The organism is Kribbella sp. NPDC003557, assembly GCF_040610805.1.
In the GTDB taxonomy this organism is placed as follows: domain Bacteria; phylum Actinomycetota; class Actinomycetes; order Propionibacteriales; family Kribbellaceae; genus Kribbella.
On the sequence record NZ_JBEXMY010000004.1, the window covers coordinates 81,685 to 96,087 of the forward strand.

Annotated in this window: 9 protein-coding genes; 4 read left to right on the forward strand and 5 right to left on the reverse strand. The window is 70.7% G+C overall.

The genetic code is table 11. The features are described 5' to 3' along the window. Position 1 precedes the first annotated feature (1 nt). Positions 2-895: an RNA polymerase sigma-70 factor gene (locus tag ABZW60_RS16990; RefSeq protein WP_355477731.1), complete on the forward strand. Its 894-nt coding sequence runs from the start codon at positions 2-4 to the stop codon at positions 893-895. Here the strand turns inward: ABZW60_RS16990 and ABZW60_RS16995 are convergent. The 4 genes from ABZW60_RS16995 to ABZW60_RS17010 form a co-directional block, all read right to left on the reverse strand. Further along, on the reverse strand, positions 882-2,285 hold the full coding sequence (locus tag ABZW60_RS16995) for a PLP-dependent aminotransferase family protein (protein WP_355477733.1): 1,404 nt from the start codon (positions 2,283-2,285) through the stop codon (positions 882-884). The genes ABZW60_RS16990 and ABZW60_RS16995 overlap by 14 nt on opposite strands. Positions 2,286-2,348: 63 nt before the next feature. Next, the gene (locus tag ABZW60_RS17000) at positions 2,349-3,341 is read right to left on the reverse strand and encodes an aldo/keto reductase (protein WP_355477735.1); all 993 of its coding nucleotides are present in this window, start codon (positions 3,339-3,341) and stop codon (positions 2,349-2,351) included. Positions 3,342-3,444: 103 nt separating this feature from the next. Further along, positions 3,445-4,917 (reverse strand): HAMP domain-containing sensor histidine kinase, encoded by a 1,473-nt coding sequence (locus ABZW60_RS17005; RefSeq protein WP_355477737.1) that lies wholly within the window; start codon positions 4,915-4,917, stop codon positions 3,445-3,447. Further along, a complete protein-coding gene (locus ABZW60_RS17010; protein ID WP_355477739.1) occupies positions 4,910-5,587 on the reverse strand; it encodes a response regulator transcription factor in 678 nt (225 codons plus the stop codon). The genes ABZW60_RS17005 and ABZW60_RS17010 overlap by 8 nt, the downstream gene beginning before the upstream one ends. A 92-nt stretch (positions 5,588-5,679) precedes the next feature. On the opposite strand from ABZW60_RS17010, the gene ABZW60_RS17015 reads away from it, so the two are divergent. The 3 genes from ABZW60_RS17015 to ABZW60_RS17025 are packed head-to-tail and all read left to right on the forward strand — an operon-like array spanning position 5,680 to position 10,399. Further along, entirely contained in the window at positions 5,680-7,056 is a 1,377-nt protein-coding gene (locus ABZW60_RS17015) for a DUF2079 domain-containing protein (RefSeq protein WP_355477741.1), read from the forward strand. Continuing rightward, positions 7,038-7,985 (forward strand): glycosyltransferase, encoded by a 948-nt coding sequence (locus ABZW60_RS17020; protein WP_355477743.1) that lies wholly within the window; start codon positions 7,038-7,040, stop codon positions 7,983-7,985. The genes ABZW60_RS17015 and ABZW60_RS17020 overlap by 19 nt, the downstream gene beginning before the upstream one ends. Beyond that, positions 7,982-10,399, forward strand: a complete 2,418-nt coding sequence (locus ABZW60_RS17025; RefSeq protein ID WP_355477745.1) for a YfhO family protein — start codon at positions 7,982-7,984, stop codon at positions 10,397-10,399. The genes ABZW60_RS17020 and ABZW60_RS17025 overlap by 4 nt, the downstream gene beginning before the upstream one ends. A gap of 382 nt (positions 10,400-10,781) precedes the next feature. Here ABZW60_RS17025 and ABZW60_RS17030 read toward each other — a convergent pair whose 3' ends face one another. Continuing rightward, positions 10,782-14,279, reverse strand: coding sequence for an indolepyruvate ferredoxin oxidoreductase family protein (locus tag ABZW60_RS17030; protein ID WP_355477747.1), 3,498 nt, complete (start codon positions 14,277-14,279; stop codon positions 10,782-10,784). Between the last annotated feature and the right edge of the window lie 124 nt (positions 14,280-14,403).

The window sequence follows — 14,403 nt, forward strand, 5'->3', positions numbered from 1 at the left end:
GATGAGCGACGACCAGGCCGCCGCGACCGAGACCTTCGTTGCCCTGCGCAACCTGCTGTTCACGGTCGCGTACGAGATCCTCGGATCGGCCGTCGATGCGGAGGACGTGCTCCAGGAGACCTGGCTGCGCTGGGCGAAGGTCGACCTGGACGAGGTGCGGGATCCGCGCGCGTACCTGATCCGGATCACCACCCGCCAGGCGCTCAACCGGCTGCGCACCCTGCAACGCCGCCGCGAGGCGTACGTCGGTCCGTGGCTGCCGGAACCGTTGCTCACCGCACCGGACGCGGCCGACGATCTCGAGCTGGCCGAGAGCGTGTCGATGGCGATGATGCTGGTCCTCGAGACGCTCTCGCCGACCGAGCGGGCCGTCTTCGTCCTGCGCGAGGCGTTCGAGCTCGGGTACGACGAGATCGCGGCCGCCATCGGCAAGACACCGGCGGCGGTGCGGCAGATCGCCCATCGCGCGCGGCGGCACGTCGACGCGCGCCGACCGCACCGGACCGCCACGCCGAGCGAGGGCGAGGCGGTGGTGAAGGCCTTCCAGCGCGCGGTCGAGGCCAGTGATCTCGAAGAGCTGATGCAGCTGCTCGCGCCCGACGTGGTCGCGGTCAGCGACGGCGGCGGGCTCAAGCTGAACGCGATGCAGCCGATCGTCGGTGTCGAGAAGGTGATCCGGATGTTCCTCGGCAGCATGCAGAAAATCGGCGGGACGCTCACCACCCGCCCGACACAGATCAACGGGAACCCGGCGCTGCTGTTCAGCTTCGACGGCCGGCTCGACGGTGTCGTCGCGCTGCGGATCGAGGACCGGCGCATCGCCGGCATCTACTACGTCCGCAACCCGGAGAAGCTGTCCCGCCTCGAGCGCGAGACCTCGCTCACCCTGCGCTGAGCGACTCGGCGGCCGTCGCGAGGGAGCGGATCGCCGGGTCGACCTCGTTGTCGGCGAGGTTGCCGTAGCCGAGCACGAGGCCGGCTTCGCGGCCGTCGGCGTGGACTCGGTAGTCGGCCAGCGCAACGACGCGGGTCCCGGCGTCCCGGGCCGCGAGCGTGAGCCGGCCCGTGTCGAGGCTTGCCGGTTGGGTCAGCGTGAGATGAAGCCCGGCCGCCGCCCCGCCGATCGTCCACGTCGGCAGCTCCCGTCGTACCGCCGCGAGGACCTGGTCCCGGCGGCGCTTGTACCGGCGCTGCATGGCCCGCAGATGCCGGTCGTAGGCGCCGGCGGCCATGAGTTCCGCGAACGTCGCCTGGTCCAGCGTCGACGGGCAGTGGCCGGACGATCGTTCCAGCAGCTCCCGCCACCGGCCCTGGGCCACGAGCCAGCCGATCCCGATCGCCGGGCTCAGCGTCTTGCTCACCGAGCCGAGCAGGACGACGTGCTCGGGCGCCATCCCCTGCAGCGTGCCGACCGGGCTGCGGTCGTACCGGAACTCGGCGTCGTAGTCGTCCTCGAGGATCACGCCGTCGTTCCGCCGGGCCCACTCGATCAGCTCCAGCCGGCGCTGCGGTGCGAGCACGACGCCGGTCGGGAACTGATGGGCCGCGGTGACGAGCACGGCCCGTGCGTCGTCCCGCCGGGCGAGGCACGCGACGTCGAGGCCGTGCTGGTCGACCGGTATCGGCTCGGTCCGCAGGCCCGTCGACTCGATCACCGCACGCAGCCGCGTCCAGCCCGGGTCCTCGACCGCGATGCGATCGATCCCGAGCTCGCGCAGGCCCGTGCAGAGCTGGCGGACGCTCGCGCTCACGCCGCTGCGGATCACGACGTCCTCGGCGGTCGCGATCGCGCCGCGACTGCGCTGGAGGTAGTCGGACATCAACTCGCGCAACGGCGGGTAGCCCTGTTCGTCCGGATAGCCGAGGCTCGCGGTCGGCACCGTCCCCGCGGCCGCGCGCGCCGCCTCGGCCCACCGTGTGCGCGGGAACGCCCGCAGGTCGGGAGCGCCCGGCGCCAGGTCGAACCTGTACGTCGAGACGCGGGCCGCGGTCGTACTCCGGACCGGCCGGCGACTCCGGCCCGACCAGCTGACCCAGGTCCCGGACCCGACGCGGGTGGCCAGGTAGCCCTCGGTCACGAGCTGTCCGTACGCCTGCGTGACGGCCCAGCGCGAGCAGCCCAGCTGCGCGGCCAGTTCGCGGCTGGGTGGCAGCACCGTCCCGCTCGACACCCGTCCTGATCGGATGGCCTCACGCAACGCGCGCTCGACCTGCCGGTGCAGCTTCCCGGAACCGTCGAGCGTCAGGACGACAGTCCAGGCCGTGCGCGTGGACTGCCTCGCCATGACCACAGATCCTAGTCACGACGCCGGAAGGCCGGTACGGCGCGTCGCCGTACCGGCCCGGGGTCAGCGCTGGAAGTTGCGGAGCAGGTCGTACGGATAGACCGGCGGCTTCTCGCTGACCGCCGTCAGACGGTCGAGCTGGTCTTCGCTCAGCGACCAGCCGACGGCACCGATGTTGTCGACGTAGTGCTCGAGCGTGCGCGGTCCGATGATCGGAGCGGTGACAGGCTCGGTCTGGATCAGCCACCGCAGCGCCACCTGCGCCACGCTCCGTCCGGTCGTGGCCGCGATGTCGTGCAGCGCGTCGAGGACGTTCCAGGTCCGCTCGTTGTTGTAGTAGTCCCATGCCTCCAGCAGGCCACGGTCCGCCGCGGCCGCCACCCTGCTGTCCGCCGGCGGCGCCTCCATCCCGCGGTGGAACCGGCCCGCCAGCCATCCCGCACGCAGCGGGCTCCACGGCATGACGCCGAGACCCTCGTTGCGGCAGATCGCCAGGAGCTCCCACTCGGCCTCACGGTCGAGCAGGTTGTAGAGCGGCTGCAACGCGCTGTACCGGTTCGGCCCCGCGAGGTCGATCGCCTTCTGCAGCTGCCAGCCGGTGACGTTGCTCGCCCCGAGGTACCGGACCTTGCCCGACGTGACGAGAGTGTCGAGCGTCGCCAGCGTCTCCTCGAGCGGCGTCGCGGTGTCCCAGACATGCGTGTAGTACAGGTCGATGTAGTCGGTGCCGAGGCGCCGCAGGCTCGCTTCCACGGCGGACAGGATGTGCTTGCGGCTCAGCCCGTCGTCGTTCGGACCGTCGCCCATCGCGCCGTACACCTTGGTCGCGATCACGAAGGCGTCGCGGTCGCGGCCCTTGAGCCAGCGGCCGAGGACCGCCTCGGACTCCCCCGCGTTGTACACGTCGGCCGTGTCGATGAAGGTGCCGCCGGCGTCGGCGAACTCGTCGAGGATCCGGACGCTGGTCTGCTCGTCGGTCGGTCCGCCGAAGTGCATCGCGCCGAGACAGACCTCGCTGACCTTCAGTCCTGTCTTCCCGAGATTGCGGTACTCCATGAATCGATCCAGTCCTTTGCCCTGTTGGTCGTTGCGCACCGCCAATCTAGGCGCGAGCCGGTCGGAATCCACGCCCAATCGGCCGGTGGAATCACGGACCAATTCAGCCGGCGGCCGTGCGCATCGTCACCGTGAGCCGCGCGCCGCCGGTGGGTGGCTCGGCGGCGGTGAGGGTGCTGTGATGCCGGTGCGCGATCTCCCGGGCGATGGCCAGGCCGAGCCCGGCTCCGCCGGCATCTCGGGTGCGGGCCTCGTCCAGGCGGGTGAACCGCTCGAACACCCGTTCGCGGTCGGCCGGCGGGATACCGGGGCCGTCGTCGTCGACGTGCAGTACGACGTGCTCGGGCCCCTGCTCGATCCGCACGGTGACGCTGGTCCGGGCGTGCCGTACGGCGTTGTCGAGCAGGTTGCGGAGCAGCCTCTCCAGCTGCCTGGGGTCGCCGTTCACCATCGCTGACTGGGCCGACTCGAAGTGCAGCCCAGGCCCCTCGTCGATTCGCCGTGCGACCTGGCGGCGAGCCAGTTCGGCCAGGTCGACCGGCTGCAGGGTGCTTGACGCGTCGGCGTCGAGCCGGGCCATCAGGAGCAGGTCGTCGGCGAGTTGCTGGAGCCGGTGGATCTCCTCGACGGCGGTGCTGTTCACCTGCGGCCAGTCCGCCCGGTCGGGATGCTCGCCTGCCACCTCCAGGGTGGTCCGCAGCGTGGCGATCGGGCTGCGGAGTTCGTGGGCGGCGTCGGCGACGAAGCCGCGCTGCTGCTCGGCGGCCGCCTCCAGCCGCGCGAGCGTGTCGTTCAGCGTGGTCGCCAGCCGTGCGACCGCGTCCCCGGTCGCGGGAATCGGCAGGCGCTCGTGCAGGTTCCGCTGACTGATCGCCGCGGCCCGCGCCCGCATCCGGTCGACCGGCCGGAGCGCCAGCCGCGTGCCGACGTACGTGCCGACCATGATCAGCAGGACCGCCAGCGGCAGCGTTCGCTCGAGCACCCGGTCCACCTCGGCCGCCGCGTCCTCGGCCTCGAACGGCAGCACGAAGACCGACACCACCACGACCCTGTTCGGATCGCCTTTCAGCAGGACAGCGCGGGCCGGGACGACCTCCCGGTCCACCCACAGGCGCCGCCCGGCCATCCTGGCGGCGACGGCACAGTCGCCCTGCGGCGCGAGGGCGCAGTGCGAGTCGGGGGCGAGACCGCGAACGGTCACGAACCTGCTGTCCTTCAGGTTGTGGCGGTCCGGGCCGGGCGCGACAGGATCCGGTCCGAGCGCGACCGGATCCGCTCCGAGCGCACGGATGACGAAGCTCGAGTCCACGACCTTGCCGGCGTCGTCGACAACCTCGAACACCGCGTTGGTGTGCGGCGCGGCGAGGCTTCCGGCGACCGGTTGGAGGGTTCGGTAGCCGTACATGTTCGCGATCAGCTGCTGCCGGTCGGTGTCCGCCTGATCCCGGAGGTCGTGGTAGCGCGAGGTGTAGATCTGGTGATGGATCCAGAACGCGAAGCCGATGGCCAGCACCGCGGCGACCAGTCCAGCGACCAAGGCGGCACGGACGGCGGTCGACAGGCGGAGCTCACGCATGGGTACTGCCGGTGAGCCGGTAACCCATGCCGCGCACGGTCTGCAGGGTGTTCCGGCCGAACGGCTGGTCGATCTTGCGCCGCAGGGCACTGACATGGACCTCGACCACATTCACGTCACCGTCGTAGTGGGCGTCCCAGACCTGTTCGAGGATCTCCCGCTTGGTGACCACCACGTCGCGCCGCCGCGCCAGACACTCGAGGATCGCGAACTCCCGCGCCGTCAGGTCGATCGCCTCCGCACCCCGCCGGCAGGTCCTGGCGGCCGGATCGATGACCAGGTCGCCGACCTCCAGTTCGACCCGGACCGCGCCGCTGCGCCGCAGGAGTGCGCGCAGCCGGGCCACCAGGACAACGTACGAGAACGGCTTGGTCAGGTAGTCGTCGGCGCCGGTGTCCAGCCCTTCGGCCTGGTCGTACTCGCCGTCCTTCGCGGTCAGCATCATGATCGGTGTCGCGTCGCCGCCGCGGCGCAGGCTCTCGCAGACGCGGTAGCCGTTCAGGCCGGGCAGCATGACGTCGAGGATGATCGCGGCGTACACGTTCTCCTCCGCCGCCCAGAGCGCCTCGGGACCGCTGTGCACGACGTCGACGGTGAAGCCGTGCGACTCCAGTCCCCACTGCAGCGCCGCGGCGAGCCGGCGCTCGTCCTCAACCACCAGTAGCCGCACCGTCCAAGGATCACATACCCGGCGCCGCATCCTGAAGAAGTCTTCAGGTTGCTTCAGGCCCCCTTCGGGACGCCGAACCCATACTCCCCCGCATGCTCCTCGCCCATCGCCGGCCCGCGCGCCGGTTCGCGCGTTCGCTGGCAGCCGTCGCGGAACGTCGCGCCGGCGCCCGGCCGTCCGCTGCTCTGGCCGCCGGGTTCGCGGCCGCCTACACCTGGTTCGCGGTGCAGCGGCACTGGTCGTACCGCTCGGGTGGTTTCGACCTCGGCATCTTCGACCAGGCCGTGCGGAGCTACGCGCACGGCCGGCTGCCGGTGTCGACGATCCGGGACCCGCAACTGATCCTGCTCGGCGACCATTTCCATCCGATCCTGGTCGTACTCGCCCCGTTCTACCGGCTCTTCCCGACAGCCGAGACGCTGCTGGTCGCGCAGGCGCTGCTGTTCGCGGCTTCGGTCTTTCCCATCACCCGACTCGCGTGTACGGCGCTCGGCAGCAGGATCGGACTGGTCGTCGGAGCGTGCTACGGCCTGTCGTGGGGTCTGCTGAACGCGATCACCTTCGACTTCCACGAGATCGCGTTCGCCGTACCGCTGGTCGCGTTCGCGGTGACCGAACTGCTCCACGGCCGGCCGGGACGCGCCGTCGCGATCGCTGCTCCTCTCGTCCTGGTCAAGGAGGACCTCGGCCTGACGCTGGCCGTGCTCGGCCTCCTGATCGCCCTGCGCCCCGGCACCCGCCGGCTCGGGCTGCTCACCGCCGCCGGGGGCACCGCGGCGTCGCTGCTCAGCGTGTTCGTGATCATCCCGGCGTTCAGTGCCTACGGCAACTACAGGTATCTGGGAGCGGGTGGGCTGCGCGCGCCGGAGGCCGCGCTCTCCGGCGACTTCCTCTCGTCGGGGAAACTTCATTTGGTGCTGCTGCTTCTGCTGCCGACGCTGTTCATCGCGCTCCGATCGCCCCTGGTGCTGTTGCTTCTGCCGACCTTGGGGTGGCGCCTGATGAGCACGTACATCCTCTATTGGATCCCGACTTTTCACTATGACGCCGTACTCATGCCGATCCTCTTCTGCGCGCTGATCCACGGCCTGGTGCTTTTCAAGCCGCGGCTGCGCGGCGTTCTGCCTGCCGTGGCCGCCGCGCTGACGGTGACCTGCGTGACGCTGTTCCTGCAGTCCTCGGCCGCGAACGGCCCCGGGCATCGCTCGGAGTTCACCGCCGCTGCCGACCGGCTGATCGCCAGGATCCCGGACGGGGCCACGGTGAGTACGACGGACTCGATCGCGCCGCACTTGTCGTCCCGGACCGACGTGTACCTGCTCAAGGCGAAACGTCCGACCGAGTGGACGCTGGCGCCGTACGACGATCCGCACCTGGCGCCGCACCCGGACGATCTGGTCGTCCGGGACGGCGACCTGGTCCTGCTCCGGCGCAACGCGGAAGGAGGAACATGGACGCGGTCGCGGTGATCGTGCCCTGCTACAACGAGGCGGCCGCGGTGCGGAAGGTGGTCACGGAGGTCCGCGACTCGTTGCCTACGGCGCACATCTACGTGTACGACAACAACTCGACCGACGACACGGCCGCGATCGCCGTTGCCGCGGGGGCGACCGTCCGGCACGTCGCGCGCCGCGGCAAGGGCAACGTGATCCGCCGCGCGTTCGCCGACATCGAGGCCGAGGTCTATCTGCTGATCGACGGCGACGACACCTACGAGGCCGCCCGTGCGGCCGAACTGGTGGACGTCCTGCTCGCCGGACCGTACGACCACGTCGTCGGCGTCCGGCGGCACGCGGACGCCGCGGCGTACCGGCCGGGCCACACGCTCGGGAACCGGATGCTGACCGGGGCCGTCGGCGCGTTGTTCGGCCGCGACATCACCGACATGCTCAGCGGCTACCGGGCCTTCTCGCGGCGGTACGTGAAGTCGTTCCCCGCGCTGGCCCAGGAGTTCGAGATCGAAACGGAGCTCACGATTCACACACTGCACCTGCGGGTCCCGGTCGCCGAGGTCGAGGTCGGCTACAAGGAACGGCCGCCCGGCGGCGAGAGCAAACTGCGGACGTATCGTGACGGGCTGCGGATCCTGCGCTGGATCCTGCAACTCGCGCGACTGGAACGGCCGGCGTTGTTCCACGGCATCCTCGCGGCGATCCTCGGTACGGCGGCGTTGGTGCTCGGCGCTCCCGTCGTCCTCGACTTCCTCCGGACCGGGCTGGTGCCGCGTTTCCCGACCGCGATCCTGGCGTCGTCCGTCGGCCTGGCGGCGATCCTCGTGCTCGTGCTCGGCTATCTGCTCGACGCGGTCTGCCGGAGCCGGCAGGAGGCCGCACGGCTCAGCTATCTGAGACATCCGGCGCCTTCGCAGGCTCCGGCGCCGGCCGGGACCGACTCGTGAGGCGGCACTGGCCGGCGCCGGTCGCGGCCGTCCTCGCCGGTCTGACCTTCGTGGCGAGCGGGATCCTGCGCCACACCTATCCGTTCGGCGATCGTCCGCGGAGCACCAACGACCTCGGTCAGCAGATCGTGCCGATGTACGCGCACTACCGCGACGTGCTGACCGGCCACGGCGGTGATCTGTTCTTCAACTGGTCGAGCGGATTCGGGGTGCCGTTCCTCGGCGACTTCATGGCGTACGTCGGTTCCACGCTGTCGTGGATCACCGTGCTGTTCCCGCGGGACCGGGTCGACCTGGTGTTGTTCCTGGTCGACGTCCTGGCGATCGGGCTCGCGGCCGGCGCGATGACGGCGTACCTGCGGTATCTGCGTCCGGGCCCGGCCTGGGTGGCGGTGATCGCGGGGGTGTCGTACGGCGCGTGCGGGTGGGCGATCGACGACGCGGCGTACATGAGCGTCTGGCTGAACGGGCTCGTCGCGTTCCCGGTGCTGTGCTTGTTGTGCGAGTGGATCCTGCGGCGGCGATCGGCGGTGTCGATGATGGTGACGCCTGTCGTGGTCGCGCTGCTGTGGACGTCGCACTTCTATACCGTCTACATGGCGTTGATCGGCGCGGCGCTCGTCGTGGTGGCGCGTCTGCTGGCGTACGACGCGACCGTGTCGTGGCGGCATCGGCTGACCGGTGGCGTGCGGTGCATCGTTGCCGTCAGCCTCGGAACCGGGCTGGCGGCTCCGTTGCTGCTGCCGACGTTCGAGGCCGTGCGGGCCGCGCGGCCCAGCCCGGATGTCGTGTTCCAGCCGGTGCTTCCGCTCAACTTCCTGGCCCGGTTGCTGCCCGGCAGTGAGGGGGTCGGCACGACGCCGGGGCTCGCTGTCGGCACGGTCATGCTGCTGCTGGCGGTGAGTCTCCCGTTCAACCGGTTGGTCCCGGCCCGCGAACGGATCGTGTGGACCGCGACGGTCGTGCTCGCGATGCTCAGCCTGCAGTTCCGGATCACGCACGAGATCTGGCACGGTTTCGACGCGCCGAACGGGAGCCCGTACCGGCAGGCGTTCGTCGTGGCCGGGTTGCTGGTCGTCGTCGGCTGGATCTCCCTGTCCGCCGGGATCCGGTCCGTGCTGACGGTCGCTGCGCCGATCGGTGCTGTGCTGCTGCTGTACTTCGTGTCGCGGGACATCCGCAGTTCGACGCGGGTGACGCATCTCGTAGTACCCGTGATGGTGGTCGTCGCGCTCGGGGTGTGGGTGCTGAATCGATGGCCTCGTTGGGTACGGCGTGGCGCGGTGGCGGTGCTCGTTGCCGCGGTGTTCGTCGAGGTCACGCTGTCGTCGGCGGCGATCGACGAGCGCCGGAGCAAGATCCTGAGCGCGAAGGCGCCGTGGGGCGACGAGCACACCGCGCTGCGCTCGCTGGTGACGTCCGCGGCGGACTGGCCGACGTACCGCACGGCACCCGGTGCGGAGCAGACCGTCAACGATCCGATGCTGATCGGCGGGCAGGGGCCGCAGTACTACTCGAGCACGATGCCTGACAGGGTCTCGCAGCAATTGCTGGACCTCGGGTTCGGGTACAGCTCGTACGGCCGGGCCGTGGTCGATCCGCGGAACCCGGTGGTCGACGCGATCTTCGCGATCCGGTCGCGCGTCGTGGTCGATCCCGGGGCGCGGCTGGAGCGGTCCGACGTACCGCCGGTGGTCACCGTTCGACCGGCTACGGCCTGGTCGTCGAGTGATCCCGGTCCGTTCGGTGCGCAGGAGTCGGCGCTCGGCGCGGACGTGTACACCGTGCCGAGCGTGCGCACCGAGAAGGGCCGGGCGACCGTGTTGCTCGCGTCCTGCGCGCCCGGCTCCGAGATCTGGTTCGCGGCTCCCGACCTCGTCGGCACGGTTCTGGTGCCCGGCCGCGGCTGGGTCGTCAACCTGTCCGCGCGAGTGAAGTCCCCGGGCCTCTACGCCGGCGCACCGATGCTCCGCGCCGGCACGGTAGGCGCGAGCGGCATCGCCGCCGTACCGATCCGCCCCGGCCCGCGCGCGACCCTCCCCGCAACCCCCATCGGCTGCCTCGACCCGGCCAAACTCAAGTCCGCCGTCCGCTCCCTGACCCCACCCACCCCACCCAAGGTGAAGGCCACCGGCCACACCATCACCATCCACCTCACCCCGAGCACCACCGCGACCACGCTCGTCATCAGCACAATCCGAACCAAAGGCTGGCACTGCTCCCCCAACGCCACCCCCGACAACCGCGCAGGCCTCATCGCCGTGCCACTCCCCCCGGGCACCTCCGACCTGTCCTGCACCTACCACCCACCCGGCCTGAGCCAGGGCCTGACAATCGGAGCAATCACCGCCCTGGGACTCCTGCTGGCCGCAGTAGCTCTGGCCCGGGTACGCCGGACCAGAGCTGCGCGGTAGGTCAGGAAGAGGTTTGAATGGCGTCGTCGAAGATTCGCTCCGAGCTCGCGCAGTACGCGTAGGACCCCGAGACCGGCCGCTTCCACGCGCCGAACCGCACGGTCACCGCTCCGGTGCTCGTGTGGCAGTACGCCACCGCACGATAGGTACCTGTCCCCCCATCACACGTAGCCATCGCGTAGTTCGCCCAGGAACCGGGGACCCACGAGCTGCAGCCGTACAGCGCGACCGACTCGGCAGCCTGGGCCGGCACCGTGATCAGACCGCTCGCAACCGCCATCGTTCCAGCACCAACACATCCCACAAGAAGCCGTCGCATCTGTCCTCCTGGTCGAGCCGAATGGTGGCCACGACGCTAGACAGCCGTCCTTTCACTTGCCTTTCACTCGCAGAGTGCGGGTGGTTCGACGTCGAGGGCGCGGAGGGCGGTGGCGTAGCGGGTGATGTTGCGGAGTTTGACGGATTCGTAGCCGCGGATGAGGTCCGGGAGGTCGGCGAGTTGGACTGCGCGGTCGTAGGACTCGGCGGTCAGGGTGGCTGTCACATCGGTCATCAGGGTGCGGTAGTGGTCGCGCAGGGTGCGCTCGAGTGTGCGGAGGTGGGCGTAGCCGAAGAGGTCGGCGCGGGTGCCGCGCAGCGGCTTCAGCTTCGCGAGGATGCGCAGGGTGGCGTGTGACTTCGGGCCGAAGGTCAGCTTCTTCTTGCGGCCCAGCGCACGCAGGACCGGCGGGTGCAGCTTGAACGAGACCGCGCCGCCCGGGAAGGACTCGCCGGTCGAGTCGAGGAACGCCGGGTCCGTGAGCAGGCGGGCGACCTCGTACTCGTCCTTGTACGCCGTCAGCTTGAACAGGTTGCGGGCCACCGCCTCGCTGAGCCGGGTGTCCGCGGTGACGGCCTGCTCGGCGGCCGCGACCCGCGCGACGAAGTCGACGTACGAGTTCGCGAGCCCCACGTTCTGGTACGCGACGAGATCAGCGGCGCGCCGGGAGACCAGGCGCAACACCTCGCCCTGCAGACCGGACGCCGCAACCGACGCCGGTACGACGGGACTCGCCACCGCGGCCGGCTTCGTCCCAGCGGCGCTGAACGCGGCCGGGTCGGCGACCGCCACACGGCCCCAGGTGAACGCGGCGATGTTCGCGGCCACCGCGGTGCCGTTGATGCTGATCGCTTCCTCGATCGCCGCGGCGGGCAGCCGGAGCGCGCCGGTCTGGTACGCGGCACCGACCAGCAGGAAGTTCGCCGCGATCGTGTTGCCGAAGATCCGGTCCGCGGCCTCGAGCGCGTCGAAGTCGAACAGTTCCGCGCTCGCGGTCCGCACCCGCTCCAGCAGCCCGGCCTCGTCCGGGTGCTGGACGGCCGGGTCGTACACCATCGCCCCGGTCGCGGTGCGACTCGTCGAAACCACCGTCCGGCTCACCGCACGGTTGCCGTAGGCAAGGTTCCGGTCCTCGGCGAGCGTCAGCAGGTCGAAGCCGAGCAGGCAGTCCGCCGACCCGGGCGTGAGCCGGTTGGCCGGCTCGAGCTCCCCGTCCGCGAACCGCAGATGACCGGTGACCGGTCCCGCCTTCTGGCTCAGCCCGGTCTGGTCGAGCGACTCGACGGCGTACCCGGCACGATGCGCGGCGGTCGCGAGGACCTGGTTGACCGTGACGATGCCGGTGCCGCCGATGCCGGCCAGGAAGACGTTCTGGGTGGCGGTGACGCGGTCCTCGGCGCTGCTCGGCGCGACCGGCGGCGGCGCCGGGAACGACGCCTTCTTCCGCGTCACCTTCCGGGTACGACGGGAGGCCGTCTCGACGACCACGAACGACGGGCAGTCGCCGTCGAGGCAGCTGTAGTCGGTGTTGCAGGACGTCTGCTCGATGCGGGTCTTGCGGCCGTACTCGGTCTCGACCGGCTGCACCGAGAGGCAGTTGCTCTTCACGCCGCAGTCGCCACAGCCCTCGCACACCGCCTCGTTGATCACGACGCGCTGCGTACGAGCGGGAAGGCTGCCACGCTTGCGCTGACGCCGCGCGTCGGCGGCGCAGTGCTGGTCGTAGATCAGCACCGTCACACCGGGCACCTCGCGCAACATCCTCTGCGCCTCGTCGAGACGGTCGCGGCTCCACAGCAGCGTGCCGGGCGCCAGGTCGCGACGGCGGTACCGGTCCGGCTCGTCGGCGCAGACGACGATCTTGCGCACACCCTCGACGGACAGCTTGCGGGTCAGCTGCGGCACGGTCAGCGCACCCTCGGCGTCCTGCGCACCGGTCATCGCGACGACGTCGTTGTAGAGCACCTTGTAGGTGATGTTCACCCCGGCCGCGATACAGGCCTGGACGGCGAGCTGCCCGGAGTGGAAGAAGGTGCCGTCGCCGACGTTCTGGAACATGTGGCCGGCGTCGGTGAACCACGCCTGGCCGATCCACTGGGCGCCCTCGCCGCCCATCTGGGTGACGCCGGTGACGGCGCTGTCCTGCCGGTCGGAGATCGTGACCATGGCGTGGCAGCCGATCCCGCCACCGCCCATCGACCCCTCGGGGAGCGCGGTGGAGCGGTTGTGCGGGCAGCCGCTGCAGAAGTACGCCGAGCGGCTCGTCGACAGCAACGGGAGCGGGGTCCGCGGCGCCGGGGGCGGTGTGATGGCGACCAGGTCCTGCAGCAGGGACCGCAGCGGCGCGAGCAGCCGGCCCGACGTGAGCTCGCCGTCGGCGGGAATCAGCGGCCGGCCGCCGGTGTCACGCTTGCCGACGATCTGCGGCGCGTCCGGCGTACCGTAGAGGATCTCCCGGAGCTGGGTCTCGACGAACGCGGTCTTGTCCTCGACCACGACGATCCGGTCCAGCCCCTCGGCGAACGAGCGCACGGTGCCGGGCGCGACCGGGCTCATCAGCCCGAGCCGCAACACCCGGACGCCGGCCCGCGCGAGTGCCTCGTCCGTGACGCCGAGGTCCTTCATCGCCTGCCGCATCGAGTCGTAACAGCTGCCCGAGGCGACGAATCCCACCCGCGCGTGCACCGGGTCGACGTCGACCACGTCGAGGCCGTTCTCGACCGCGTACGCGCGGACCAGCTCGGTGCGGGGCCCGACCAGATCGGCTTCGGCGCGCACGATCGCGTCGGGCCGGACGACCATCGGGCGCTGCTGGTAGGTGTAGGGCTTGCCGTCCCACTCGATCGCCGGCATCACCGGGAGGACGTCGCCGGCGGCCGCGTCGACCGCCCAGGCGCCGTCGGCGACGTCCGCGACGATCTTGAGCGCGACGACGCAGCCCGTCACCCGCGACAGCTCGATCGCGTGCAGGCCGAGCGTCACGATCTCGGCCGCGTTCCGCGGGAACAGCACCGGGATCCCCAGCGCGGCCAGCGACCGCTCGCTGACCGCCGGTACGGTCGAGGACTTCGAGGCGGGGTCGTCGCCGACCAGCAGGACGGCGCCACCGCGCGGGTTCACGCCGTACATGTTGGCGTGCCGCAGCGCGTCGGTCGCTCGGTCCACGCCGGGCCCCTTGCCGTACCAGAAGCCGGTGACGCCGTCGTGCGTACCGGTGCCGAGCGGCAATTCGATCTGGCTGCCCCACACCGAGGTCGCGGCGAGCTCCTCGTTCAGGCCGGGCACGAACCGGATGTCGTTCTCGTCGAGCACGTCCCGCATCCCCGCGAGCAGCCGGTCGAGTCCGCCGAGCGGGCTGCCCTGGTAGCCGGACACGAACGACGCCGTCCGCATCCCGCGGCGCCGATCGAGCGCGCGGTGCTCGACCAGCAGCCGAGCGATCGCCTGGACACCGGTCAGCAACGTCGGCGGTCCGGACGGACGGAACCGGTCGTCGAGGTCGTACGGCGGCGCAGCGGCGAGTCGCTCCGCAGTGATCTCGGCAGGGGCGATGGCGGTCATCGGCTCTCCAGGGGTCCGCGGCAGTTCCCCAGAGAGTGCGGGCTGGGTGGGCCGGGTCACAAGACTTGTCGTCGAGTTTGGCGACGATCCGCAATCCCCGCCACGCTGCCTCCGGCATCGGCGC